Genomic DNA, 25,364 nt, shown 5'->3' with positions numbered 1-25,364 from the left:
TTGTCGAGCTTCTTTCCCGGGACAAGAAAAAAAGAGGGGTATCCTCCGGGCCTCTGCCGAAGGATACTCCCCTTCCAGATGATTGTATTGCTGCATGAAGAGCCGGTTGCATCGATGCGGCCCTGTCATGTTGGAGGTTTTATTTAAATACTGCGTAGCTGCCGTTGTTGTAGGAAATCTTGTACTGCAACTGATCCAGCACAAAACGGAGCGGAACGACTGGCACGTTGTTTCTCGCTTGCACCGCTACCGGCAAGGTAACGGCTTTTCCATTGACCGTCGCAACGTTGGAGCCTACCTTGAATTGAATCGTTTTGCCATTGCCCACGATCTTGGCGGTGGCATTGGTATACGTGGTCGAGACACCCAGACCGTCACGGAAGAACGGCGCCGGCATCAAGGTGTGGCCATTTACTGCAAATGGCGCTGCCGGCAGGGCAATTTTCTTGCCGTTTTTCATGAATGAACCGACGCTCGCCTGGAAGGTCACGGAATTCGGCGGTACGACATTTACCGGGCGGGCAAACAGCAGACCCGGCTCTTCGGAAGAATACACGCCAATGCTGTAGACTCCTCCTGCAGCCGGCGTGGCTATTCCGGCCGTCTCCAGCAGATTGATGTTCACGCCAGATCTCGCAGGGATGTCCTGCGACGGAACGATGATCAGGTTTTGCCCGCGAACGCCGACAAACGCTGCCGCTACGCCGTTAACCGTTACCGTCTGTGGAGCGATGTACGCCGGCACACGGAAACCGACCGGCAAGACGATCTCGACAAAATCCCTGTTCCTGACCAGCGGAACGCCGAGCGATCGGATCGCCACCTGCATGCCAGTGACCGCTTGCGGAGTCGTTTTGCTCAAGGTCAGCGTAGCTGTGCTGTTGTCGACTGGCACCGGCGTTACCGGATTCGTCGGATTTGTAGGATTTGTCGGATTGGTGATCGGAGCCCCGGAGATTTCAAAGCTTTCCGAGTAGTATTTTCTTCCGTCAACAGTCACGACAATCTCATAAGAGCCCGGCGTATTCGGGTTGCGCAGGAAAGCATCGTAGCCAAACTCGATATTCAGCTTGCTGCTGCTGCCAAAACCGCTTGGCGTACGGAACGATACCCGGCTGCCGTTGACGCCGAGCGACATGACCTCTGAGCCGTTTACTTTCACGTTCAGGTTGGACAAGACCGGCGGGACCATCTCTGCTCGAGGGAAGTCGACCGTAACGAGCGTATTGGCATACACCTTTTCGTTCAGGCTGACGTCAAAGCTGTAGCCGGTGCGCGCTCCTACTCCCTTGTCCGAAAGCTTAACATCAAACGCTTTCTTCTTGCCGCCCTTTACTTCAAAGGTTTTGGACTCATAATCCCTGTCGTTGTAAGAAACCTTGTACGTGTACTTGCTGCCTGCGGAGGACGGGTTTCTGATTTCAGCCGAAGAGGAAAACTCCAGCTTGATATAGTCGTCACCGTCTGCCCCTTTCGGAATCTCGATTCTGATCGAGTCGCTGTCAGTAATCCGTACGTCATCCGCCTTCGATCCGTTTACCTTCACATCGGAGTTGTCGATCTTTTTGGGCAGCATGTCCTTGTCGGGAAAATCGACGTAGATGTATTTGCCCTTTTTCAATTTGTCCGACTTGGACAGGCTGAATTTACCCAGCGTGATCGAAGTGGTTGCGCCTTCCTCGTAGTTGCCCTGGCTTACGTCAAAATCCTTGGAGCTGCCCTTGGAGGAAGAGCTTTTGCCGATCGTGATGTCTTCGTCGTCGTAGCTTTCCCGGTTTGTTTTGACCTTGATCGCATAATCGCCTTTTTTCGACGGGTTGACGACCCTGTCGATGTAGAGAATAAGCCCGGTGTCCGCTTTTATTTTTTCATCGACCGTTATTTTTATTTCTCTGGAACCTACGTCGACCTTATCGATGTCGACCTTGCTCTTGTCGTCATCCTTTAGGGTGACGTCGGATTCCCTCACTTTTTTCAGCGAGTACCCCGAAGGAAATGAAACGGTAATCGTGTCTCCTCTTTTCAAATCCTTCTCGATTTCAAATTCAATTGTATATTCGGTTTCTTCATCCGTATCTGTATTGTCGGCGGATACATCGTCCACGGACAGTGCATAAGCCGCCATCGGGCTCATGGCTAACGGTGCTGTCAATACCGTGGCTGCCATCAGCGCAGCCAGACCTTTTTTTGCGCTTTTGTGCATCACAAACGCCTCCTTTTCCATGCAACTCTCTCCATCATAGGAAAAGGCTAGGGAAAAATCGTTACAAACAGGTAACGATTTGTTAACCGGCGTCTCCTGTTCGCTTCCCGCAAGGTGCGGCATGGTGCGGTAAAAAAGCAGTATGCCCGATATGCCCATTGCCAGGCAGCAACATGGCCTCAGCACCAAAGTAAAGAAAAAAGACTGCACACTTTCGCAGTCTTTTCGTGATCCTGGCATTTGTGGGATCAGCTCTCGTTTCTGCTAGCCCATGCCCTTTAACCATGAGAGCAATGCCCAGCGCCTTTCTGTCCGTCTCTTGTACTTGGGCAACCCCCGGTATACGTCTACGGCTTCCCTGTATGCCTGCTTTGCCTTTTCCTTTTGCTTCAGGTCTTCGTAGAGCTTGCCGAGCTTGTAATACACCTCAGCCGATGACTTGTGCATGCCAGCCAGCTCTTCCAGATAGGAGAGCGCTTTTTCCGGCCGGTTCTCCTTGGCAAAAGCCTCCCCCAAACGCAAATACGGCTCGCCGTATTTTACCCGCGGATTCAGCTTTAGAGCTTGCAGCAGAGTCTCTTCACCTTCCGCGATCCGTCCTGTTTTCAACAAGCACGCACCCCGCTCGCTGATGTACTCCGCCGACTCCTGCATCACTTGTGATATTTGATCCAGATAGTCCAGCGCCTCTTTGTACTCCCCTTTTTCCATCAAAAGGCGAGCTGCCTCCATCTTGGCAGATGAGTCATGCGGGTTCAGCTGGAGCGTCCGCTTGAGAGCTGCCAGGCGCCGATTCCGCCGAAACGGCTTGGTGACATCCGGAAAAAGCCGGACAAAGCGCATATCCAGTACATAGAGAACGATCAGGATGATCAGAATCGCCACGAACGGGTTTCCCGTTATCCACCACAGCAAAGAAAACAGCATCACTTTTCCCACGGTCTCATTCCTTTGCGTCTCAGATACTCTTTCTACCTACTAAACTATACGAAGTTTGCAAATAGGTTGTCAAATCATGGCAAAAAAGAGGACGACCTTCAGCCAGGTGTCCTCTTTTCCGATTCAAGAGAGCCGGGCTTTGGCCCGCTATCCCTTCAAATATTCGTTTTCTTCTTTTTCGTCACGCGGCACCGGTACCTCGCCGATTACGGAGTAGAGCGTAGCCGCCTCTTCCTTCCGCGGATTTTCCTTGATGTCTTCCACCTTTACCACCACGATCTTCTGTCCGAAGCGGATAGCCAGCTTGTCGCCGATTTTTACCGAGCTGGATGCCTTGGCCGGGCGGTCATTGATCTCCACACGCCCCTGGTCGCACACGTCTTTAGCCAGTGTCCGCCGTTTGATCAATCTCGATACCTTGAGATATTTGTCCAGTCTCATTTCTATTTCTCCCCTCGTCCCATGCGTTTTGCTTCCTCCCACCACTTGTCCATCTCTTCGAGGCTGGTGTTGTCGAAGCTGCGTCCCGCTTCTTGCAGCTTTTTCTCGATGTAGGCAAAACGGCTGGTAAATTTCCGGTTGGTCAGGGCCAGCGCTTCTTCCGGATCAAGCCCGAGGAAACGGGCCAGATTGACGACCGCAAACAACAGATCGCCCAGTTCACCGGCGCGCTCTTCTTCCGGCGCTGTCCGCAGCTCCTGATATTCCTCTTCGATCTTTTTGTACACATCGGCGACATCGTCCCAATCAAAGCCGACCTGAGCTGCTTTCTTCTGCAGCTTGTAGGCGTACATCAGAGCAGGCAAATCACGGGGGATGCCGGCCAGCTTGGACTGTCGGTCCGGATCGATCCCTTTTGCCGCTTTTTCCTGTGCCTTGATTTCCTGCCAGTTGGCCAACGCCTCTCCGGCATCATCGGCGCTCTTGTCGCCAAAGACATGCGGATGGCGGCGAATCAGCTTCTGGTTTAGGCCGGCCACGACGTCATCTACCGTGAAATACCCCTCTTCGGCAGCCATCTGCGAATGGAGCATGATTTGCATCAAAAGGTCGCCCAGCTCCTCGCACATGGCGTCCGGGTCTTCATCGTCAATCGTTTCCAAGACCTCGTAAGTCTCCTCGATCAAATTCTTGCGGATACTTTGGTGGGTCTGCTCCCGATCCCAGGGGCAGCCCTCTGGACTGCGCAGCGTGGCGACAATGTCCTTGAGGAAAGAGAATTGCCGGTACAATACGGCTTCATCCTTGGCCTGCGGTACGTAGACCAGCGTCAAATTGCCGAAGTGATCGAGCCGGTCGAGCTCGTACAGCGGCACCGTATCGATCCGCTCCATGTCTTTGACGCCTACAGCCGTCGCTACCGTCACCGGATACTCGTCCGGCAGCACCTCCATCAGCGTAAGCTTGACCTCGGAGGCAACCAGCTTATCGTACACCTGTGCAATGATCGTATGTAGGCCGGGGTGCACCTGACCGGCTTGCAGAGCCGTACCATCCAGCAGGGCGAATCCCTCGATCGGATCGATGCGCAGCCGGGCGAACAGCGGGTCCAGAAAGCTCTGTCCGCCCCCAACCTCGATTTGAACGCCGCGGCCAGGCCCCTCTTGCAGCAGCAGTTGAACCGTACGCTCCGCGACCAGCGGATGCCCGGGAACCGCATACACGACCTCTTTTTCCTCGACCGCTTTGGCCAGCAGTGTTTCGGCAATCTCTGCATATACCCGGTCAAAGCTGCCGTGCCGCTCGTATATATCGTCAAATGCGGTGTACGCAACCTCTCCCGCCAGCTCCGCTAAAACAGGGTGCTCACTGGTCCGTACATACAAGTGGCCGGCTTCTTTAAGCGTGCGATACAGGCCGTACGGCAGCTGGTCGAGATCGCCTGCGCCGAGGCCAACAACGGTAATCGTACCTTTTGGATTCATCAAGGCGCGTAGCCTCCTTCTTTCAAGTGAACTATTTGCGCAAAAGCTTGAGACGAACGAGCAAAGAGGCGATGCGCTCACCCTTTGGCAAGAAGCGGATGTCGGCCTGCGTCAGACCGCCTGTTTTGAGCAAAGCGACGAGATAGACTGCACCGCCCGCCGCTACGGCAACCAGGCCGACAATTGTATGGAGTATCCGATTGGATCCGACAACGCCCTCCAGCAGGAACAGCATTCCCCACTCCACGACTAGCACGACAACGGCCATCGCCAAGACCGATAAAAACGGTCTCCACGCGATCCGCTTAAGTCCGATCCGGGCTCCGGTATATTTCCGCACAGCCAGCACATTCAGTCCCATCGCAACGAAATACGCCAGCACGGTCGCGGCAGCGGCTCCGGAGATGCCCCAAAGCGGCACCAGAGCCAGGTTGAGGACCAGCTTGACCATCACGCCGATAAACAGGTTGCGGGCCGGTCTCATGACTCGCCCGAGCCCTTGCAGGATGCCCGCGCTGGCAATGCTCAAGGTAGCAAACAGGATCGTAAAGGATTGAATCGCCAGGGCCTGGGTGCCTTTATCGTCACCGTACAGCATGACGTTGATCGGTTCGGCCAGCAGTGCCAGACCGAAGGACGCCGGCAGACCGAGCAAAAAAGTCAGGCGGATGGCGACTTCCGACCTTCCCGCAATGACCCGCTGCTGCCGCTGGGCGACAGCTTCACTGATCGCCGGGACAAGCGCGAGCGACAGCGAGGTGGCAAAAAACGTTCCGAATTGAATCAGCGGCTGGCTGCGGTCGAATGCCCCTTTTAAAAGCTTGGCCCCATCTTCATGCATGCCGCTCCACTGCAGCATATTGACGACGGTCAGCGAATCGACCAGGGGAACCAGCGGAAGCACCAATGCCCCCAGGCAAATCGGCAAAGCGTAATAGAGCAAGCTCCGAATCACCTGACGGTTGGACCAGCCTGATCGGCTGGCCTGATCCTCACCGGCCACGGATAACGGTCCCGTCTGCTTGTCCTTTTTCCAGTACCACAGCAGAACGAGAACGGCTGTAACCGCTCCGGGAAACGCCGCAAATACAGCGCCTGTTCCGGCCAGATACGCGTCCTGGTATGCATTCATCGCCCAGAATGCCGCGATCAGGATAAAGATGACCCGGACCAGCTGCTCCATCACTTGGGACACGCCGGTTGGCATCATGTTTTGATGTCCTTGAAAATAACCGCGCAAAATAGCTACCATCGGTACGAGCGGAAGCGACCAGGCTACGGCCCGCAGCGGTTGTGTCAAATGCTCATCACCCATGAACCGCGCGATCAGACCCGCTCCCCCGTATAGCAACGCAAAGAAAAACAGACCGAGAATCACCAGTGTGATACTGGCTACGCGAAACGCCTTGCGCGCTCCCGCCGCATCACCGACAGCGATGCGCTCGGAGACTATTTTGGAAATGGCAATCGGAAAGCCCGCAGTAGCTAAAATCAACAAGGTCGTATATAACGGGTACACCTGCATATACACATACAAGCCGATGTCCCCGGCAATGTTTTGGTACGGAATCCGGTACACCGCACCCAGCAGCTTGGAGACGAGACCAGCCGCTCCCAAAATCGCGGCGCCTTTCACAAATTGTACGGATGCCTTTTCTTGAGCCATGTGTGTGAACGTTCCCCTCTCCAAACACAAACTGCGTACATTATACCACAACCATCTCTCCACAAAAAAATCGCCATGCACCCGGGCCCTTTGCGGGATCAGGCCTGTATGAACCCTCATTCTCGGTGCTGAAAACACCCGCACACGCATAGAAAAAACAGCCCCGCATCGAGGCTGTTTGGGTCAGGCTATTGCTCCATTTGCTTGGCCAGGAAACCTGCTGCGGTTTCTGCCATTTTTGTTTCCAGATCGCCCATTTTCGTCGTCTCGCTTTTGGTGAGGAGAATGACCGACCCGATCGGGTCGCCGCCAGCTACGATCGGGGAAACCACGAAGGAACCGTAGTTCTCGCTGTAATCGCGACAGATTTCGTAAGTACCCGCGTTTTTCTCCAGGCGCGTTTTTCTTTCCTCCAGGCATTTCTCCACAATGCTGCCAATTGCTTTCTCCATGTACTCCTTCTTGGATGCACCCGATACAGCAATGACGCTGTCGCGGTCGGAAATCAGCACGGTATGGTTCAAGCTCTCATACAGAGAGTCCGCATATTCCTTGGCGAAATCACCCAGCTCGCCGATCGGGGAGTACTTTTTCAGGATGACTTCCCCGTCGCGATCCACGAAAATCTCAAGCGGATCACCTTCACGAATGCGCAGTGTACGGCGAATTTCCTTTGGTATCACGACCCGACCGAGGTCGTCAATTCGACGAACAATACCAGTTGCTTTCATGTCATGTTGCCTCGCTTTCCTGAGAAGTGGGTTGTGACTAAGTTGGTGGTTAGCTGTATTTTTTCCTCAGATTCTCATTTTAACTACGGACCATCGGCTGCAACATTTTCCAGCTTGTTTCTGTACTCTCCCCCGGGCGGTAGCGAGTGACTATAGTATTCACCCGGACTTCAAATATATGCGAGAAAACGAAAAAACAGGGAACCCTGGGGTCCCCTGTTTTGCCGATTAAGACGCTGGTTTTGGCTGTGGAATATTGTACTTCGTAATCAGCTTGTCCAGCTCTTCTTTGTTAAATTTGTCGTACTCCTGCTCCAGCATTTTATTCTGCAGCTCAGGCTTCATTTCCTCGAATGTTCTTTCCTTGCGGCTTTCCACTTTCATGATGTGGTAGCCGTAAGAAGTCTTGACCGGGTCACTGATCTGGTTGAGCGGCAGCTTCAGTGCCGCTTCTTTGAACTCCGGCACCCACTGGCTTACATCGGCGTTTTCGTACAGACCGCCGGTTTCCTGGCTGCCTGGGTCGTCCGTGTTTTCCTTCGCCAGCTTCGCAAAGTCCTCACCCTTTTTCAGGCGGGCCAAGAGGTCGTTGGCCACTTTCAAGGCTTCCTCCTGGTTGTTGTTGTGCTTTTCAAAGGAAACCAGAATGTGACGGACGGAGGCAACGGTAATGGATTCTTTGTCCAAGCCTTCGTATTCCTTCTTCAGCTTGGCGTCATCAATGCCTTTTCTCAGCACGGCCATGGAATTGTTAATCAATGCCATTTGCTTGACGACTGTGTCCTTGTCGATTGCTTCTTTTTCCATCAGCTTGGCAAACTTGGACTCGTCTTTGCCGAGCAATCCCAAGTACTGTCCTTTGAGATTTTCAAAGGTCTTTTCCGCAAGCTCTTGAGACTCTTTTTCCATCGCCGCATCTGCCCGGGAAGCGAGAATCTTCGTAGCCGTATACTCACGGGCAAAGATTTTCAGCGACTCCTGATCGGCGCTTTCGATCATAGCCCCTTGCATCGGGTTCAAGAAATTGATCACACGCAGGAACGTCTCGAATTCTTGCGCAGTCAACTCTCCACCCTGATACTCCACAATAGCGGTTTTGGGATCAACCGAATATGGCAGCGTCAGTTTTTTAAACTGGTCGAGCACATCATCAGACTGGGATGCCTGTTCACCGTTGTTCGCAGGTTGCTGTGTTTGATCAGCCGGCTTCGCTGCGGAATCCTTTTCCGCTGCTGAGCCACACCCGGTCAACAGAGATACAGCCAGTACCGCTGATGACAATAAAGCAACAGATCGTTTCATTTTGGTTCTCCCTTCTCAAGGAAGCCCGTCACCATCAGGAAACGGGTCTTTCCGTATTGGTGTCTTTACGCACCAAATGAAATTGTCGGAGCAGCTTTTCGACGAGCTGTATGCCCTCGTCTTCTCGTAACCCCTTTACTTTAACAGTTATGGTGATCTGTTGTCCACCCGACAAGCCTACCCGTCTGCTCCAATTGCTGGCAAGAGCGAACAACGCACCGCCATCAATATTGTTGTTCTGGCTCGGGTGAAAGACCAGTTTGATCTCGTCCGGATTTTTCTGGCTGATCTCGGTAATCCGATGCTCCAGGGCATATACCCGCAGCCGGGAGATGGTCAGCAGGTTCTCAACCGGCTTGGTTAACGGTCCAAAACGGTCCAACAGTTCTTCCGCCAAATCATCCACATCCTCCAGTGACGATACGGCGACAAATTTTTTGTACATCTCGATTTTTTGCCGGCTGTCGGTAATGTACATGGACGGGAGATAGGCATCGATTTGCAGGTTGATCTCCACCGGAGAAGCCGCTTCCTGCTTCACTTCCCCTTTCAGCTCATCGATTGCGTCTTTCAGCATCTGACTGTACAGGTCAAACCCGACAGAGTTGATAAAGCCATGCTGCTCGGCCCCGAGCAGATTCCCCGCACCGCGAATGGACAGGTCGCGCATGGCAATTTTGAAACCGGAGCCCAATTCGGTAAATTCCTTGATGGCCTGCAGACGCTTTTCCGCCACCTCTGTCAGCACCTTATCCCGCTGGTAGGTGAAGTACGCGTAGGCGATCCGGTTGGAACGTCCGACACGTCCGCGAAGCTGGTACAACTGGGACAGACCCATCTTGTCCGCATTGTGAATAATCAGCGTGTTCACATTGGGGATGTCCACCCCTGTTTCAATAATCGTCGTACTTACCAGCACATCGTAGTTGCCTTCCAAAAAGTCGAGGATGACCGTTTCCAGCTCGCTTTCGTTCATCTGTCCGTGAGCTACCGCGATACGCGCATCGGGAACCAGCATGGAAATTTGCTCGGCCATCTGCTCGATCCCCTGGACCTGATTGTAGAGGAAAAATACTTGTCCGCCCCGGGCCATTTCCCGCTCGATCGCTTCCCGAACAAGCGCCGGGCTGTACTCCATGACATAGGTCTGTACCGGAAAGCGATTTTCCGGAGGTGTTTCGATGACAGACAAGTCGCGCACACCGAGCATCGACATGTGCAAAGTCCGCGGGATCGGTGTGGCCGTCAATGTCAGAACATCGACATTGGTCTTCATCTGCTTCAGCTTTTCTTTGTGGCTGACCCCAAAACGCTGTTCCTCGTCGACGATCAGCATGCCCAGCTCGCGGAACTGAATGTCCTTGGACAAGAGGCGATGCGTCCCGATGACGACATCGACCGTACCTTCCTTCAGCCCTTTCATCGTCGCGTTTTGTTCCTTGCGGGAACGGAACCGGCTCAATACCTCCACCCGTATCGGGTAGTCGGCAAAGCGTTCGCGGAAGGTTTCGTAATGCTGCTGAGCGAGGATCGTTGTAGGAACCAGCACGGCGACCTGCTTGCCGTCCATGACTGCCTTGAAGGCTGCACGAATGGCCACCTCTGTCTTTCCGTAGCCAACGTCTCCACAGACCAGACGATCCATCGGACGCCTTTTCTCCATGTCGGACTTGACCTCGGCAATGGCCCGAAGCTGGTCAGGCGTCTCCTGGTACGGAAACATTGCTTCAAACTCGCGCTGTTCCGCAGTATCGCGGGAAAAGGCATGGCCGACCGCTGCTTCGCGCGCGGCATACAACTTGATCAAATCCTCGGCGATGTCTTTTACGGATGACTGTACCTTTGTTTTGACGCGCTTCCATTCGCTGCCGCCCAGGCTGTAAATCTTCGGCTGGCTTTCCTCGCTGGCGACGTATTTTTGAACATGGTCAATCTGCTCGATCGGAACAAACAGACTGTCGCCGCCCGCGTATTGAATATGAAGGTAATCTTTATGAATTCCGAGTATTTCTTTCGTTTCTATCCCTAAATACTTTCCGATCCCGTGATTGACATGAACGACGTAGTCTCCCGGTTTCAGCTCCAGGTAGTTTTTGATCCGCTCCGCGTTGGTGATCGCCTTTTGCACCTTGCGCGCTTTCCGCTGCTTGGCAGTAAAGACCTCGCCCTCCGTGATGACGACCAGCTTGTTTAACGGAAGCTCAAAGCCCGTTTGCAGATTCCCCAAAATAATGGTCGGCCTGCCCGGCGGAACGGCTTCCACCTCATCCGTCAGCAGATCGGCTTCCATCTCGTAATCGTGCAGCACACGCTCCAGTCGCTTTGCCCGCTCCAGATCGGCAGCCACGAACACGATCTGGTCCTGCGACTTTTTCCAACGGGTCAGCTCTGTTTTCAGAACATTCATTTGCCCATGGAAATTTTGCATGGTGCGGCAGGTCAGGTTGACGATGTTTTGCGGCTGGGTCTTGGGGGATTGACGCAGAAACAGCGACAGATACACAATTTGGCGCTTCTTGGAGGCGACGGTCTCGTCATACGAACGGGACAAGGTCAAATTCGCCATGAACTCCCCTTCGGCAATTCGGCCAGTCAGCCACTCTCCTTCTTCCTTTTGCAGTTGTGCAGCTGTATCCAGCACACGCGACGGTTCGTCCACGATCAACAGCGTGTCGGACGGCATGTAGGAAAGCAGCGTATCGTTCGCCGGATAAATAACGGAGATGTACGAGTACAGATGGGCAAAGCGCTGTCCCTGCTTCAGGCGCTCAACGTCTCCGCCGATGTATTCCACCACTTTTTCTTTTGCAGCCCCATCCTTCAGCTTGGCGACAGTCTCTCCCAGCTTCTGCTCCAGGCGGACAGCCGATTCCTGCAGCAGTGCTGTGGAGGCGATCATTTCTTTCGCCGGGCCGATGGTATAGGATTGGATCGATTCCAGCGAGCGCTGTGTAGCCATATCAAAGGTACGGATCGAATCGATGTCCACATCAAACAGCTCGATTCTCACCGGCCATTCCGAATCGATCGGGTACAGGTCGATAATTCCGCCGCGCACGCTTAACTCGCCTTTTCTCTCCACCATGTCCACTCGCTCATATCCGAGCTCGATGCATCGGAGCAAAAAGGCGTCAATGTCCAATTCTTCTCCTACGTTCAGTTCGATTTGCGCTTCCTTCCAGACATGAGGCGGAACAGCAAGACGGCGCAAACCGGCAAACGGCGCAACCAAAAAACCCGTAAAGCCTTTGGCCAAACGGTTGCATACATGAATGCGCTGTGCCAGGATATCGGGACTCGCGATCGCCAGCTCCGATCCGATCAACTCGTTTCCAGGGTAGAGCAAGACGTCATCTGGAGGAACGAGCTCGATCAAATCCTCGTACACCTTTTGCGCCTGAAACATGTTATGGGTAATGACGCAGACGGGACGGTCGCTCATTTGCTTCAAGGCGACCATTAGCGCTTGTCGCGCAGAGCCAGCCAGTCCGGAAACGAGCTGCTCGTGCAGCCCTCTTTCCAGACCAGCGACGATTGTCCCGACATTGGCGTCCTGTTTCATCGGGTTAATGATGACTTGCATTCACTAGTCCCCTCTCAGGTTTTTCTGTGTCGAAAATCTGGTTTCGCCAAAATCGGCAGTGCATTGGATTTTCCTTTTGCGGGCGGTCGGCGAGGCAGATCAGATGCTGACCATGCCGCCACCAGTCGACCATGCGAAAAGAAGCCTTAGCTCATCAAGCCAAGGCCTTGTATTTGCAAGCCTTCGAAAGCGTTTCCCCTTTATTGAAGCGGGTTGCCAACAAGTGAGAGCTCCGGGTTTAATTGCAGCGCGTCGCGGCAATACCCGCACGTGATGCTCACAACCGTGTCTCCCCCTAGTTCTTTGGATATTATAAGAGCACGCTCTTCTGCGGTCAAGGAGTTCAACCCCAGTTGTTCTTCCGTCACTCTGGTTTCGTCAAATTCCGCAATCCTCGCTCCACAGCAGCGGCACTCGTAACGAATGCTCATTCACGCATACCCCCCAGTCATTCCTAGGCTTAGTATGACCGGGGGAGTGGAAAAACATACTAACGTGTCAACTCTTGTAGAACAGGCGAGAAAAGCCTTGCCTACCCTTGTTTTTTGGAGACGTTGTACTGGTTCATCACTTTTACAAACGGTTCTTTTGTCCACATCGCCGCTGCCGCAGCAGCCAGCTCTGCAGCTTCATCGATCAAGGGGCGCTCTGCCGTAGAAAACGGATGAAGGACATAATCGCTGACGCTCCGTCCCGGCTCCGGACGACCGATGCCGATTTTGATTCGTTTAAACTCTTGTGTACCCATATGCAAAATCAACGATTTGATTCCGTTGTGGCCGCCGGCGCTGCCTTTTTCCCGCAAGCGGAGTTGTCCGGGCGGCAGGTCCAGATCGTCGTAAATAACGACGACATCTTCCGGAGTGAGCTTGTAAAATTTTAAGATTTCCGCGATGGATTCGCCGGAGAGATTCATGTACGTCTGCGGCTTTACCAGGAGCACCTTTTCCCCTTCGATCCGTCCCTCGCCGATGAGTGCGCGGAACTTGTTTTGCACGACGGGAATGCCCCATTTGTCATTAATCTTATCTATGGCGATGAAACCGGCATTATGTCTTGTATCTTCATATTTTTTGCCGGGGTTGCCCAGTCCGACGATCACTTTCACGCTTGTTCCCTCCTCGTTCTTCTCTTCATTGTACTAAAACATAGGGCGGAACAAAAGGAACGGGGGTGCCTTTTCATTTGCGCTTTGGCCGGGACTTTGGGGGGAGGAGATGAAAAAGGGAGAAAAATGCTCGGGTTCGGTGGGACACTTGCATGGGGTCGGCCTGTCCGGCTTTCTTTCCCAAGCGGAACCGCGTCCAAAAGCAGCCTGTTCGGGGATGTTTCTCAGAGTTGGACGCGAAAAACGGTTCCGCTTGGAAAAGAAAGCCTGGGAAGTGTCCCAAAGACCCTCGCTTTTTTCTCCCTTTTTCATCTCTACGGCTATTCCTTTTACCGGAGCTTTATTAGCAAATTCAAAGGAGAAATAGAAGGATAGGAAAAGAAAACAAACCTTCAATCCCACTGCACAAGCGGGTCGAAGGCTTGTTTTCTTTGTTCATTGTTCATTGTTCACCGTTCATTTTTCATTATTCGTTGTTCTATACTTTCTTCGCTTCCTCGGTCTGGGCCTTGGCATCCTCAGAGACCGCTTCGGCAGCCTGCTCGGCGTCGATCGATTCATCTGATTTTGCTTTCACAGGCAGGACACTGATGACGACTTCCATCTCGTCCAATGCCAGATCGACTGTCGCAGGAATATCCAAGTCTTTTACGAGGACGACATCTCCGATCTGCAGTCCGTCGACATTGACTGTGAACGATTCGGGGATGTCGCCGGGGAGGCAGGATACCTCCACGCTGTGGCGTACCAGGGTAGCGACGCCCAGCTCGGGATCTCCCGTCATCAGAATCGGTACGCTCGTATGCACCTTTTCATTCATATTGATTTGCTTGAAGTCGGCGTGCAGGATGTTTCCCATCACAGGATGGCGCTGCAGCTCGTAAACCATCACGGTATGCTTGTTTCCGTTTATGACCAGTGTAAACGGTTTGTTTGTCGTCTGCTGGCGAAGGGCTTGGTCGAGGACACGTCCTTCTACCTGAATCGACAGGTTGGGGGTTTCCGAACCGTAGATCACCGCAGGAATCCATCCCTTTCGCCGCAATTCATTGTTCGTCTTCGCGGTCTCTCCCTTGCGACGGATCATCGCCTGAATTGCTTCCACAAAAAAACCTCCTCTGGCAGCTAGATTAGAAGTTTCTTCCTTCTAGCTTGTCCAGTGGAGGTCTTTTCCATCCCCATGCAGTGTTCAACGCCTAGATCACGTCAGGCTTCTAGTCAAACAGCTTGCTTACGGAAAGTTCTTCGTGAACGCGGATAATCGCTTCCCCAATGATAGGCGCAACCGACAGGACCTTGATTTTGTCAATCATTCGATCCTGGGTCAACGGAATCGAATTGGTTACGACCAGCTCGCTGATTTTGGAGTTGGCAATGCGTTCGATAGCCGGGCCGGACAAGACCGGATGCGTGCAGCATGCGTAAACATCTTTTGCACCCGCCTCGATCAAGGCACTTGCCGCCAGTGTAATCGTACCGGCCGTATCAATGATGTCATCGATGATGATCGCCGTTTTGCCTTCAATGTTACCGACAATGTTCATAACTTCCGCGACGTTTGGTTCCGGGCGGCGCTTGTCAATAATCGCGATCGGAGCCTCCAGACGCTCTGCGAGTCTGCGAGCGCGCGTGACACCGCCGTGGTCAGGGGAGACGACAACAATGTCCTTCAGCCCTTTCTCGGAAAAATACTTGCCCAAAATGGGTACACCCAGCAAATGATCAACCGGAATATCAAAGAATCCCTGGATCTGGGTCGCGTGCAAATCCATCGTGATGACGCGGTGAGCACCGGCTGTTTCGATCAGATTGGCTACCAGCTTGGCAGTAATCGGATCGCGGGCGCGCGCTTTGCGATCTTGGCGAGCGTAGCCGTAGTAAGGAATAACCACGTTGATGCTCTTTGCCGAAGCGCGTTTCAAGGCATCCACCATAACCAAAAGCTCCATCAGGTGCTCGTTTACAGGAGCAGATGTCGGCTGAATGACGAATACATCACAACCCCGAACACTTTCGTTCAATTTGATTTGACACTCGCCATCACTGAAGCGAATCGCCTCCGAATTGCCCAGAGGAACGCCAATATGCTCGGCAATCTCTCTTGCCAGCTCCCGATTTGCATTACACGTAAAGACCTTCAGTTTGGGGTCGCGGTAATTAGCCATTATCTTTCAAGAACCTCCCGTTGTTATTCCTTTTTGCTTTTTCGCGGCAGTTTGTTCGCGTATCCTGGTTTGTTCACCTGACGCTCGCGGGCAATCGCCAAGGCGTCGTCCGGCACATCCTGATTGATCGTCGAGCCCGCTGCTACGTATGCGTTTTTGCCCACGGTCACCGGCGCCACAAGATTGGTATTGCATCCGATAAAGGAACCGTCCTGCACGACAGTCTTGTGTTTGACAGCGCCGTCATAGTTTACCGTGATCGTGCCGCAGCCAATGTTGACACCTTCGCCAATTTCCGCGTCGCCTACATAGCTGAGATGGGGGATTTTCGTTCCTTTGCCGATTTTTGCGTTTTTCAATTCGACAAAATCGCCGATTTTCGTCTGGGGACCAATTTCTGTTCCCGGCCGTACATAAGCAAACGGGCCGACTGTAGCCTGCTCATCCACTTTTGCGTCTACCAGCACCGAGTATGAAATGGTAACCCCGTCAGCCACTTTGGTATTGCTCAGGTCAGCTTGCGGGCCAATGACGCAATCGCTGCCGATGGTTGTCCCTCTGCGAAGATACGTACCAGGCTGGAGAATCGTATCGGAACCGATTGTCACATCCGCCTCGATGTACGTGGACAGAGGATCAATGATAGAAACGCCGTTTTTCATGTGCCGAACAGCGATTCGCTTGCGCATGTATGCTTCCGCTTCCGAAAGCTGTGCCCGGTCGTTGACGCCCATTGTCTCATCGGGGTCTGCGGCTTCGAAGGCAACAACCTTCTCGCCGGCTTGGCGCAGAATACCAATGCAATCTGTCACATAGTATTCTCCTTGCACGTTATCATTTTTCACCTGGGCCAGCGCATTCCATAATTTTTGGTTGTCAAAACAGTATATTCCCGTATTAATCTCTTTGATTGCCCGAACCTCGTCAGACGCATCCTTGTGTTCAACGATTTCCATCACTTCTCCGGAATCGTTGCGGACAATACGCCCGTAACCGGTTGGATCCGGAAGGACAGCGGTCAATACCGTTGCGGCTGCCTTCTGGTCTTCATGGAAATGCAAAAGAGCGGTCAACGTTTCCTCTGACAACAGAGGTACGTCTCCGTACAAAATAAACGTAGTTCCTTCTTTCGCCTGTAAAAACGACGCTGCTTGCTGCACAGCATGTGCCGTTCCCAACTGTTCTTTTTGCAATGCGTATGCGACACGCTCGCCTAAAGTGGCCTGAACGGTGTCGGCACCGTGACCAACGACGACAACGACATCCTCCACCCTCATGGAAGCCAGTGTATCCACTACATGCTGGACCATCGGCTTTCCGCAAACAGGGTGCAGAACCTTGTACAGCTTCGATTTCATCCGTGTTCCTTGGCCTGCCGCCAATACCACGGCATGGATCTTAGACATGTCAACCCTCCAGCGTAGAAGTTCCACAATGACTATATCTTAAATCATATAAGGATTTCAAGATAATAGGCGCAGTATTCTATTTTCGTAACAAATCAACGACTCGCTTTTGCCACGTTTGACGCCTGTTTGCACCTATCTTATGATGGAAAGGGAAAAGATGACAAATGAACACAAGGCAAAGGAGGATGGATGCGATGAGTGCCGGCGTGTACATCTTGACGGGCTATCTTGGCAGCGGAAAAACGACGCTGCTGCAAAAGCTGCTAGCCTATCTGCGCAAGCAAGACGGACAGGTCGTCGTGCTGATGAACGAAATGGGCGAAGAAGATATCGACGGGGAACAACTGCAAGGCTACGGCTTTCCCGTAAAAAAGCTGCTGGACGGCTGCATCTGCTGCTCCATTCAAGGCGAGCTGACAGAAGGGCTGCAGGAAATTCTCTCCACGATCAACCCCGACCATATCCTGATCGAAACTACCGGGGTCGCTGATCCCGTAGATGTCGTCGATGCCCTGACGCACCCCGAGCTTTACGACAGGATGGAGCTGAAGGGCATTGTCAGCGTCGTGGACGCTTCCCGCTTCCGGGACCTGAACTCCCGCTTCCAATCGAAAAGCTCGCTCGTAAAAACAGTCCGCAATCAGGTGAAATACGCCGACTTGCTTCTATTAAATAAAAGCGATCTGGTCGCACCGGACGCTCTGGAAAAGGTAAAAGCGAAGTTGGTCGAGCTAAACCCATACGCTCCCATTCACGTCACCATACAGGGCGATATGGACCTGGATCAATTGCTGCAGGTAAAGAGAATCGCCGAGAAGGTCGCTTCCGAACGGGCCGACGACCGGACGAGAGGTCCTTTTGTGCAAAAAAGCATAGGCAAAATGTCTGCAATTGAAAAGGTCAAGCAATCGCTAGGACTTTCTGCTTCCGAACCTTCTTTGTACAACAGCATCGAAACATTTTCCTACCATTTTACCTATCCTGTAGATCCAGAAAAATTTGAAGATTTTCTCTGGGACCTGCCGAAAAATGTGTACCGGGCAAAAGGCTACGTGCTGTTTAAAGGGCGGGATGAGCTGATCTCGTTTCAGCATACCGATAATCAGGTCCATTTGTTCCCCTTTGAAAATTTTGGCCCCAAAATGGTCGCGGTCTTTATCGGCGAAGGATTGGACAAGGAAAAAATCATCCGGGATCTAGAAGCTTGTTATGAATAAAACAAGGCACCCTGTCATAGGACGGGGTGCCTGTTTTTCATTAGTTACGCGCCTGCTTCGATGGTGCTCTCTTCTTCCTGACCTACACGCTCGTACTCACTCAGTACAGCAGCTTGGATCTTTTCGCGTGTCGCCGAGGAAATCGGATGAGCGATATCGCGGAATTCCCCGTCTGGGGTACGCTTGCTCGGCATAGCTACGAACATGCCATTGTTTCCGTCAATTACACGGATATCATGAACCACGAATTCATGGTCGATGGTAATAGATGCAATGGCTTTCATGCGACCATCCGTATTCACGCGGCGAAGTCTGACGTCTGTTACTTCCATCAAGTTCACTCCCTTTATCTATAAAAAGCGTTTAGGAGTATTTCCACGCACTGGGTAAATATTCCTGCTACGTTTACCGAAATTTTGCAAAAAAAACTATAATTTTATCCAGCATACTCCAATTACTAGCAAAAAACAAGCCCGACACGCGAGTTGTGTCGGGCTGTCGTAGCTATTTTTGTCTTGTCTGTCCGTTATTCTCCCAGGTACGCAATCACTTCGATTTCCACCTGTACGTCGCGCGGGAGCCTTGCGACTTCTACTGTAGAGCGGGCTGGCTTGTGATCCCCAAAATATTCGCCATACACTTCATTCAGGCGTCCGAATTCGTTCATATCTTTGATGAACACCGTTGCCTTCACTACATCGGAAAGCGTCAATCCCGCCTCAGCCAAAACGCCTTTGATGTTGGCAAAAACCTGGTGAGTCTGCTCCACGATGTCGCCTTCCACCAAGGTACCGTCCGGACGAAGCGGAATCTGGCCGGATGCAAACAGGAAGGAACCTGCCTTTACCGCCTGGCTGTATGGCCCGATCGCTGCCGGAGCCTGGCTTGTCGACACAAATGAGATTGCCATGCCCTTCTACTCCTCTCTATTTTTGAAAATAACTGCCCAATTCCAGTTCGATCTGCTTGCCTTTGATGTCTACTTCCTGAAGCTTTGCCAGAGAGACGTATTCATCTACGAGTCTCTCGGATACGTCTGCCGTTTCCACAAGGACACCGCAGCCGACCACTGTAGCCCGGAACTCCTGCAAAAGATCGATCATGCCGCGAACCGTTCCTCCCGCCTTCATAAAGTCGTCCACGATCAAAACGCGGGACTGCTCAGGCAAGGCGCGGCGAGCCAGCGACATGGTTTGTATCCGCTTGCTGGAACCGGATACATAATTGATGCTCACAACCGAACCCTCGGTCACCTTGTTGTCTCTCCGGACGATGACAACCGGTACATTCAAATAGACGGCCGTCGCATACGCGAGTGGAATCCCCTTGGTCTCGACGGTCATGACCAGCTCGACGTTCTTGTCCGCAAAAGCGGAAGCGAACAGCTTGCCGATTTTCGACATGGTCGCGGGGTCGCCCAATATATCTGACATGTACAAGTATCCGCCGGGCAAGAGACGTTCCGGATTGCCCAAGTGGCCGATTAAATTGTTCATGAAGGCAAGCGCATCGTCCGTCTTGACCTTGGGAATGTACTTGACTCCGCCGGCCGCTCCCGCCACTGTTGTCAATACGCCTACACCCTGGCTTTCAAACGCTTCTTTAATGATCGACAGGTCCTCACTGATAGACGATTTCGCAGCCCCGTACTGCTCGGCGAACACGGTAAGCGGAATCAGCTTGTGGGGCTCGGCAAGCAAGTGCTGCGTCATATCGACAAGACGGGCACTTCTGCGCAATTTCTTCATGTTTCTTCCTCCAAAAAACCGAATATTATGGTGCTAATGTATCATTTCCATACGTGTTTGTGCAAGCATTTCCCCTTTCAGGGACACCTAACATACGGGCCACAAACACATCTTTTACAAATCCACGCAAGGCATTGTAGATGCGATGCACTTTTGCTTCCTTTTGGACAAGGGCGAAAACGGTAGGGCCGCTGCCCGACATCAAGACTCCGTCCGCTCCCGAAGCCTCCATCAGGTCCTTGATCTGCCGTACCTGCGGGTGCATATTCAACGTCACTTCTTCCAGCACATTGCCCAGGGTGCGGCACATCAGGGAGAAATTCTGCTCCTGTATCGCACGCAGCATGTTTTCCGTGGAGGGATGGCGCTCAATCCCCTTCACGCGCAAATTGCCGTACACATCTGCCGTGGAAACGCCGATCGGCGGCTTCGCCAGGATGACCCAGCACGGGGGAGGCGGCGCCAGATGGGTAATCTGCTCTCCGCGTCCACGGGCCACTGCCGTCCCGCCATAGACGCAAAACGGTACGTCTGAGCCGATCTCCGCTCCCACCTCTGCAAGCTCGTCCAGGCTAAGCCCCAAATTCAAAAGAAGGTTTAGCCCTCTGAGCGTTGCCGCAGCATCGCTGCTTCCTCCTGCCAGCCCGGCAGCGACGGGAATTTGTTTATCTATGTACAAATGCACCCCATAGGGCACCTGATAGCGTTCCTTCAGCAACAGCGCCGCCTTGTAAGCGTGGTTGCGAATGTCATCCGGTACAAAGCTTGCCGAACAATCAAGTGAAATGCGCCCGTCATCGCGCAAGGTCAGATCAACCCGGTCCGCCAAGTCTACTGTCGTCATCACCATTTCCACTTCGTGATAGCCGTCAGGGCGTTTGGCCAGTACATCAAGAGTAAGATTAATTTTGGCGGGCGCTTTGACCGAGATACGCACGTTGTTCACCTCTGCCTACGATCTGTTTTCCTAGTCTCTTATTGTAGCACAGGGGTATTCTGCCTTGCCAGTAGAGGGGAAAATAACCATACTATTCGCACCAAATACAGTCCGGCAGAAAATAGTCTTTATCGGGTCAAGAGTTTGGCACAAAAGAAAAGCCGGGTCTCCCCGGCCTTCCCTGTCAACGAGTGTCTGTGGTATTTTGCTTCGCTAGCGCTTCTTCGGCAATCTGAATGGCGCGTTTCACCAGATTTCCGGCGTCACGCGTAGTGATGCCGCCCCATCCCTCGGTTTTCACTGTATCGTAAAACCCCAGTTCCTTGGCCAGCTCCAGCTTGAACTCATCAGACATAATGCCTCGTCTGCGACCCATAACACCCTCCCTTTCTCGTTGACAGGCTTAGTATGTACGGCGGAGAAATCGAGTAGGAGGGGGCGACTAACCCCCGTCCTCTCACACCACCGTACGTACCGTTCGGTATACGGCGGTTCACCAAGCTTGACGAATTTGAGAATATCGTTGCACTAAGCTTTTCAGCCCTTGTTGTTGCCAGTAGGCAATGCCGAGGGCTTTGTGTATATGCGGAGATTTTGTGGTACGCCATGCACCCTTGCGGGTATTTGCAATTTCAATGGCTTTTACGTGAGATATGCCAAGAGAACGAAGTTCTCGATATCTGGTTCTCACGCGTTTCCACTGCATCCACAAACAAAGACGGAGCCTGCGCCTTGTCCATTCCTCAATGGATTGTAGAATGCCCTTCGCGTCTGCAAGGGCGAAATATCCAATCCAGCCCATGAGGTACTGATTTATTCTTTCAATCCGCTTCTCCATCGAGATGCTCCACACCGGATTCGTGATCGTGCGGATTTTCTCTTTTAGCTTGAGGAGGGATTTGGGGTGGATGCGAATCCTTGTCTGTTTTGCAAAGGTAAAACTAAAGCCCAAGAATTTTCGTTTCCATGGTCGGTCTATCGCGCTTTTCTCCTCATTTACTTTTAGCCTTAGTACCTTCTCCAAGTGGTTTTGAATACTCTTCTTTACTCGTTCCCCTGCCCGTTTTGTTTTCACGTAGATATTACAATCGTCTGCGTAGCGGCAGAAACGGTGGCCTCTCTTTTCGAGTTCCTTGTCCAAATCATCAAGTAGGATATTTGCCAAAAGTGGGCTTAACGGCCCACCTTGCGGTGTTCCTTCACTTGATGTTGTACAGACGCCATTTATCATGATCCCCGCATTCAAGTAGGAACGAATCAGTCTTAAAATTCTCTTGTCCTGAACTTTTCGAGCCACACGGCTCATTAGAATATCATGATTTACGCGATCAAAGAATTTCTCTAGATCGATGTCCACCACGAAACGATATCCTTCGGAGATATACGCTTGCGCTTTCCTTACTGCCATGTGAGCGCTACGTTTTGGACGGAACCCATAGCTAGATTCCGAGAAGGTGGGGTCGAAGATCGGCGTTAACACTTGGAGGATGGCCTGCTGAATAAAGCGGTCTACCACGGTGGGAATGCCTAATAACCTTACACCACCGTCAGGTTTCGGGATTTCGACTCTGCGAACAGGTGAAGGTCTATAGGTTCCCCTTTCCATCTTCTCGCGGATGGCTTGCCAGTGTTCACGTAGATAATCGCGTAGTTGTTCGGTTGAAACACCATCGACTCCACCGACACCTTTGTTTTCCTCCACTCGTTGGAGTGCCATCCGTAAGTTTTCCCGTGATAAGACTTTTTCCAGCAAATCCATAATGATGTTCCTTCCTTCGCACATGCGGACTCCGTGCTTGCTGTACGATACTCAGCCCTCTTTTGTACCCTCGGGGCTTCACCCCTGCTCTTCAAAAGTAGTTCCTTGACAGAATTCTGCTTCGACGTACCGTATCAAAAGACATGGATCGCATGCTGACTTGATGTTCGGCCCTTCCCCATTCAAGCGTCCTCTACTCGGGTACTATGGCCTCTGCTGACTTCTGCATGTTCAGCGTCTCCTTACGGAGACGGTTACCAACAGTTGAAGGCGTTTCATGCAGACCTCCCCAGGTAAGAACGATAACTTTCATCCCATGTACCTGCCCAAGTTTACTACTGTATCCCTTGGCTGTATGGGGCTTTGTCTTGTTTGGCAGACTCGCCCGGATACAACAGCCTCAAATTGGGTTCGTGTACCTCAGGTCGGGATTTTGCCGCCGGCTTCCTTCAGATTCGACCTCGCGGTCGACACCCTTGCCTTGAGCTAACGGTTGGTACAGCCAACCCCCGTTCGGGACTTTCACCCTATAGCTATCGCCCATGCTGGGCGCACCAAAAAAAACAATAGAGCCGAAAATGGCTCTATTGTTGAACAAAAGTAATGCGAATGTGCTCGTTCTCTCTGCAGACAGTCAACTCAACGGTTTCCGTCAAGATGTCAGCATAGCTGTATGAAACTCGTTCGAACAATTGGTCGTCATCGAGCTTTACTACGAATACTGATGGGTATGTTTCTTCGAGGATGCCCGTCCGCTCGACGGTCTTGCGTCGACCGCCATTGGCTTTTAGTAGGATGCGTTCGCCAATGTGCCCGTCTAAACTGCGCTTAATGTCAAGTAACGCGTTTCTTGCCATTGTTCCATCCACCTCGCTTAATCCCATTATAACAGCATACGCTTATTTTGTCAAAGAAATAAAAAATTATAGCAATCCGGCCGAGTTTTTGTCAACGGCCTTTTTTTCGATAAATGCGTTGATATTTGTCGATTTTTCCTACATTCCCAATATAACACCAAAAATCCCCTGCTTTTGCTGATTTGTCGCAAATAGCAGGGGATTTTTCGCTTGTTATTTACCCAGCAATTGACGTCGAATAATCTCGTTTGCCAGGCTTGCATATTCATCGATCGACAAAGTTTCGCCTCGGCGGCTCGGTTCGATCTCAAGGTCGCTTAGCATCTGTATTACTTCGTCTTTTCGCTGTTTATCAAACAGCCCGCTCATTAAATTGTTCAGCAGCGTTTTACGGCGCTGGGCAAAACATGCCCGAACGACCCGGAAGAAGAAATTCTCATCGTCTACCTCCACGGGAGGACGGTCCCGGATTTTCAGTTTGATCACTGCCGAATCAACATTGGGTCGAGGAATAAAAACGCTGGCCGGAACGATCATCGCCACTTCCGTCTCCGCGTAAAACTGAGCAGCTACGCTCAGCGAGCCGTAATCCTTGCTCCCCGGCTTTGCCGCTATCCGCTCAGCCACTTCCTTTTGAATCATGACAACGATGTTCTCCAGCGGCAATCGGCTCTCCAAAAGCTTCATCAATATCGCCGTGGTCACATAGTAGGGCAGATTGGCTACTACGCTCACCTTTTCATACCCGCTTAGCTTGTCCCGCGCGAGAGCAGCAAGGTCCAGCTCCAGCACATCACCATGTACGACCTCTATGTTGTCATAGGGGGCCAGCGTATCCTCAAGGATCGGCAACAGCCGCTGGTCGATCTCGATGGCGAGGACATGCCCTGCGGCTCTCCCCAACTGCTCGGTCAGCGCACCGATACCGGGGCCGATTTCGATGGCAGCCTTCGAGCTGTCCAGATCGGCCGCTTCCACGATGTTATGGAGGATATTCGTGTCGATCAGAAAGTTTTGTCCCAAACTCTTTTTAAAAGAGAAGCCGTATTTCTCCAGAACCTCTTTCGTTCTGGTCGGTGTTGCGATATCTTTCCCTGAGGCGTGCATCACGACTTCCCCTCCTCCTGATCTAGTGCTTCTATCGCTTTGAGAAATTCCTCACGGCTTATCTGAAACGCATTGAGGCGGGAGAGCATCTGTTTGGCATTGGCGTAGCCGATACCGAGGCTTTCCCCCAGCTTGATACGCCGTTCCTTGGAATCAGCCCCTGAGGTAAGTCTGTAGGCCAGCATGTCATCGGCAGTGATTTCTCCTGCACTTTCCGCCATCTCGGTCCGGACGTCGCTCAGCGCGCGGATAATCGTCTCTACCGACGCATTTTCCACGCCGATATCGTCTTTCTTTGTTCCGTCCGCTTGCGTGATAAAGGCATGCTTGCAGCCGGGTACTGCCTTGCTGATGATTTTGCGAATCCGCTCTCCCTGGTAATCAGGGTCGGTAAAGATAATAACGCCGCGCTTGGATTGAGCAAGGCGAATCTTTTCGATCGTTTTTTGATTGATGGCAGATCCGCCTGTTTCGATCGTATCTGCGTTGACTGCCCGCTTGATGGCAGCTGTATCGTCTCGTCCCTCTACGACGATGACTTCCTTGATCTTCATGTCGATGCTCCCGCTTTCATAAAATGTCGAAAACGACGGTTTTGAGGATAGTCAAAACAGTTATAGTTTGCGCCAAAAAAACAGGAATTCCTTCGTTTTTGGGTGAAACATTTTCGGCTCGCTTTCGTCTTACTTAATAACTCAGCTTAACACA

23 protein-coding genes are annotated in these 25,364 nt (G+C 52.2%); 1 reads left to right on the top strand and 22 read right to left on the bottom strand.

Translation table 11 applies throughout. The annotated features are described in order from the left end of the window. Positions 1-139: 139 nt before the first annotated feature. The 13 genes from NSQ24_RS00835 to glmU all read right to left on the bottom strand — a co-directional run bounded on the left by NSQ24_RS00835 (position 140) and on the right by glmU (position 17,028). Positions 140-2,203, bottom strand: a complete 2,064-nt coding sequence (locus tag NSQ24_RS00835; RefSeq protein WP_024983370.1) for a copper amine oxidase N-terminal domain-containing protein — start codon at positions 2,201-2,203, stop codon at positions 140-142. A gap of 264 nt (positions 2,204-2,467) precedes the next feature. Continuing rightward, a complete protein-coding gene (locus NSQ24_RS00830) occupies positions 2,468-3,142 on the bottom strand; it encodes a tetratricopeptide repeat protein (protein WP_003390240.1) in 675 nt (224 codons plus the stop codon). A gap of 147 nt (positions 3,143-3,289) precedes the next feature. Then, entirely contained in the window at positions 3,290-3,583 is a 294-nt protein-coding gene (locus tag NSQ24_RS00825; protein WP_003390239.1) for an RNA-binding S4 domain-containing protein, read from the bottom strand. A gap of 2 nt (positions 3,584-3,585) precedes the next feature. Beyond that, entirely contained in the window at positions 3,586-5,067 is a 1,482-nt protein-coding gene (gene mazG, locus NSQ24_RS00820) for a nucleoside triphosphate pyrophosphohydrolase (protein ID WP_339168003.1), read from the bottom strand. 31 nt (positions 5,068-5,098) lie between these two features. Next, a complete protein-coding gene (locus NSQ24_RS00815; RefSeq protein ID WP_039070466.1) occupies positions 5,099-6,733 on the bottom strand; it encodes a polysaccharide biosynthesis protein in 1,635 nt (544 codons plus the stop codon). Between the two features lie 188 nt (positions 6,734-6,921). Further along, the gene (gene spoVT / locus NSQ24_RS00810; RefSeq protein WP_003390235.1) at positions 6,922-7,464 is read right to left on the bottom strand and encodes a stage V sporulation protein T; all 543 of its coding nucleotides are present in this window, start codon (positions 7,462-7,464) and stop codon (positions 6,922-6,924) included. A 228-nt stretch (positions 7,465-7,692) separates the two neighbouring features. Continuing rightward, positions 7,693-8,766 carry a peptidylprolyl isomerase gene (locus NSQ24_RS00805; protein WP_003390234.1) on the bottom strand — a complete coding sequence of 358 codons (1,074 nt, stop codon included), beginning with the start codon at positions 8,764-8,766 and terminating at the stop codon, positions 7,693-7,695. A gap of 34 nt (positions 8,767-8,800) precedes the next feature. Further along, a complete protein-coding gene (gene mfd / locus NSQ24_RS00800; protein WP_024983374.1) occupies positions 8,801-12,349 on the bottom strand; it encodes a transcription-repair coupling factor in 3,549 nt (1,182 codons plus the stop codon). A 200-nt stretch (positions 12,350-12,549) separates the two neighbouring features. Further along, entirely contained in the window at positions 12,550-12,780 is a 231-nt protein-coding gene (locus NSQ24_RS00795; protein WP_003390232.1) for an anti-sigma-F factor Fin, read from the bottom strand. 101 nt (positions 12,781-12,881) lie between these two features. After that, positions 12,882-13,457 (bottom strand): aminoacyl-tRNA hydrolase, encoded by a 576-nt coding sequence (gene pth / locus NSQ24_RS00790; RefSeq protein ID WP_031933419.1) that lies wholly within the window; start codon positions 13,455-13,457, stop codon positions 12,882-12,884. Between the two features lie 478 nt (positions 13,458-13,935). Further along, positions 13,936-14,562 (bottom strand): 50S ribosomal protein L25, encoded by a 627-nt coding sequence (locus NSQ24_RS00785; protein WP_024983377.1) that lies wholly within the window; start codon positions 14,560-14,562, stop codon positions 13,936-13,938. Positions 14,563-14,671: 109 nt separating this feature from the next. Beyond that, complete coding sequence (locus NSQ24_RS00780; RefSeq protein ID WP_003390228.1) at positions 14,672-15,622, bottom strand: ribose-phosphate diphosphokinase; 951 nt, start codon at positions 15,620-15,622, stop codon at positions 14,672-14,674. 23 nt (positions 15,623-15,645) lie between these two features. After that, positions 15,646-17,028 (bottom strand): bifunctional UDP-N-acetylglucosamine diphosphorylase/glucosamine-1-phosphate N-acetyltransferase GlmU, encoded by a 1,383-nt coding sequence (gene glmU, locus NSQ24_RS00775; RefSeq protein ID WP_024983378.1) that lies wholly within the window; start codon positions 17,026-17,028, stop codon positions 15,646-15,648. Positions 17,029-17,225: 197 nt separating this feature from the next. Here glmU and NSQ24_RS00770 point away from each other — a divergent pair, with 197 nt between their 5' ends. Further along, entirely contained in the window at positions 17,226-18,248 is a 1,023-nt protein-coding gene (locus tag NSQ24_RS00770; protein ID WP_039070471.1) for a GTP-binding protein, read from the top strand. A gap of 44 nt (positions 18,249-18,292) precedes the next feature. Here the strand turns inward: NSQ24_RS00770 and spoVG are convergent, their stop codons facing one another. The 9 genes from spoVG to rnmV form a co-directional block, all read right to left on the bottom strand. Beyond that, positions 18,293-18,580, bottom strand: coding sequence for a septation regulator SpoVG (gene spoVG, locus NSQ24_RS00765; protein WP_003390224.1), 288 nt, complete (start codon positions 18,578-18,580; stop codon positions 18,293-18,295). 194 nt (positions 18,581-18,774) lie between these two features. Continuing rightward, a complete protein-coding gene (locus NSQ24_RS00760) occupies positions 18,775-19,158 on the bottom strand; it encodes a RidA family protein (protein ID WP_339166977.1) in 384 nt (127 codons plus the stop codon). Positions 19,159-19,174: 16 nt separating this feature from the next. Then, on the bottom strand, positions 19,175-19,996 hold the full coding sequence (gene purR / locus NSQ24_RS00755) for a pur operon repressor (RefSeq protein WP_003390221.1): 822 nt from the start codon (positions 19,994-19,996) through the stop codon (positions 19,175-19,177). Between the two features lie 25 nt (positions 19,997-20,021). Next, positions 20,022-20,933, bottom strand: a complete 912-nt coding sequence (ispE, locus tag NSQ24_RS00750) for a 4-(cytidine 5'-diphospho)-2-C-methyl-D-erythritol kinase (RefSeq protein ID WP_339166975.1) — start codon at positions 20,931-20,933, stop codon at positions 20,022-20,024. Between the two features lie 184 nt (positions 20,934-21,117). Beyond that, positions 21,118-21,309, bottom strand: coding sequence for a small, acid-soluble spore protein, alpha/beta type (locus tag NSQ24_RS00745; protein WP_003390219.1), 192 nt, complete (start codon positions 21,307-21,309; stop codon positions 21,118-21,120). Between the two features lie 117 nt (positions 21,310-21,426). Then, positions 21,427-22,692, bottom strand: coding sequence for a group II intron reverse transcriptase/maturase (gene ltrA, locus NSQ24_RS00740; protein WP_024985202.1), 1,266 nt, complete (start codon positions 22,690-22,692; stop codon positions 21,427-21,429). A 584-nt stretch (positions 22,693-23,276) separates the two neighbouring features. Then, positions 23,277-23,549, bottom strand: a complete 273-nt coding sequence (locus tag NSQ24_RS00735; protein ID WP_003390218.1) for a Veg family protein — start codon at positions 23,547-23,549, stop codon at positions 23,277-23,279. A 213-nt stretch (positions 23,550-23,762) separates the two neighbouring features. Continuing rightward, positions 23,763-24,656, bottom strand: a complete 894-nt coding sequence (gene rsmA, locus NSQ24_RS00730; protein ID WP_172920686.1) for a 16S rRNA (adenine(1518)-N(6)/adenine(1519)-N(6))-dimethyltransferase RsmA — start codon at positions 24,654-24,656, stop codon at positions 23,763-23,765. Continuing rightward, positions 24,656-25,210, bottom strand: coding sequence for a ribonuclease M5 (gene rnmV / locus NSQ24_RS00725; protein WP_003390216.1), 555 nt, complete (start codon positions 25,208-25,210; stop codon positions 24,656-24,658). Before rnmV ends, rsmA begins: the two co-directional genes overlap by 1 nt. Positions 25,211-25,364 lie beyond the last annotated feature (154 nt).

This window comes from Brevibacillus sp. FSL L8-0520 (genome assembly GCF_037963895.1).
GTDB lineage: Bacteria > Bacillota > Bacilli > Brevibacillales > Brevibacillaceae > Brevibacillus > Brevibacillus borstelensis.
Note: the sequence above shows the minus strand (reverse complement) of the source record. Positions and strands in the feature narration are given on the sequence as shown.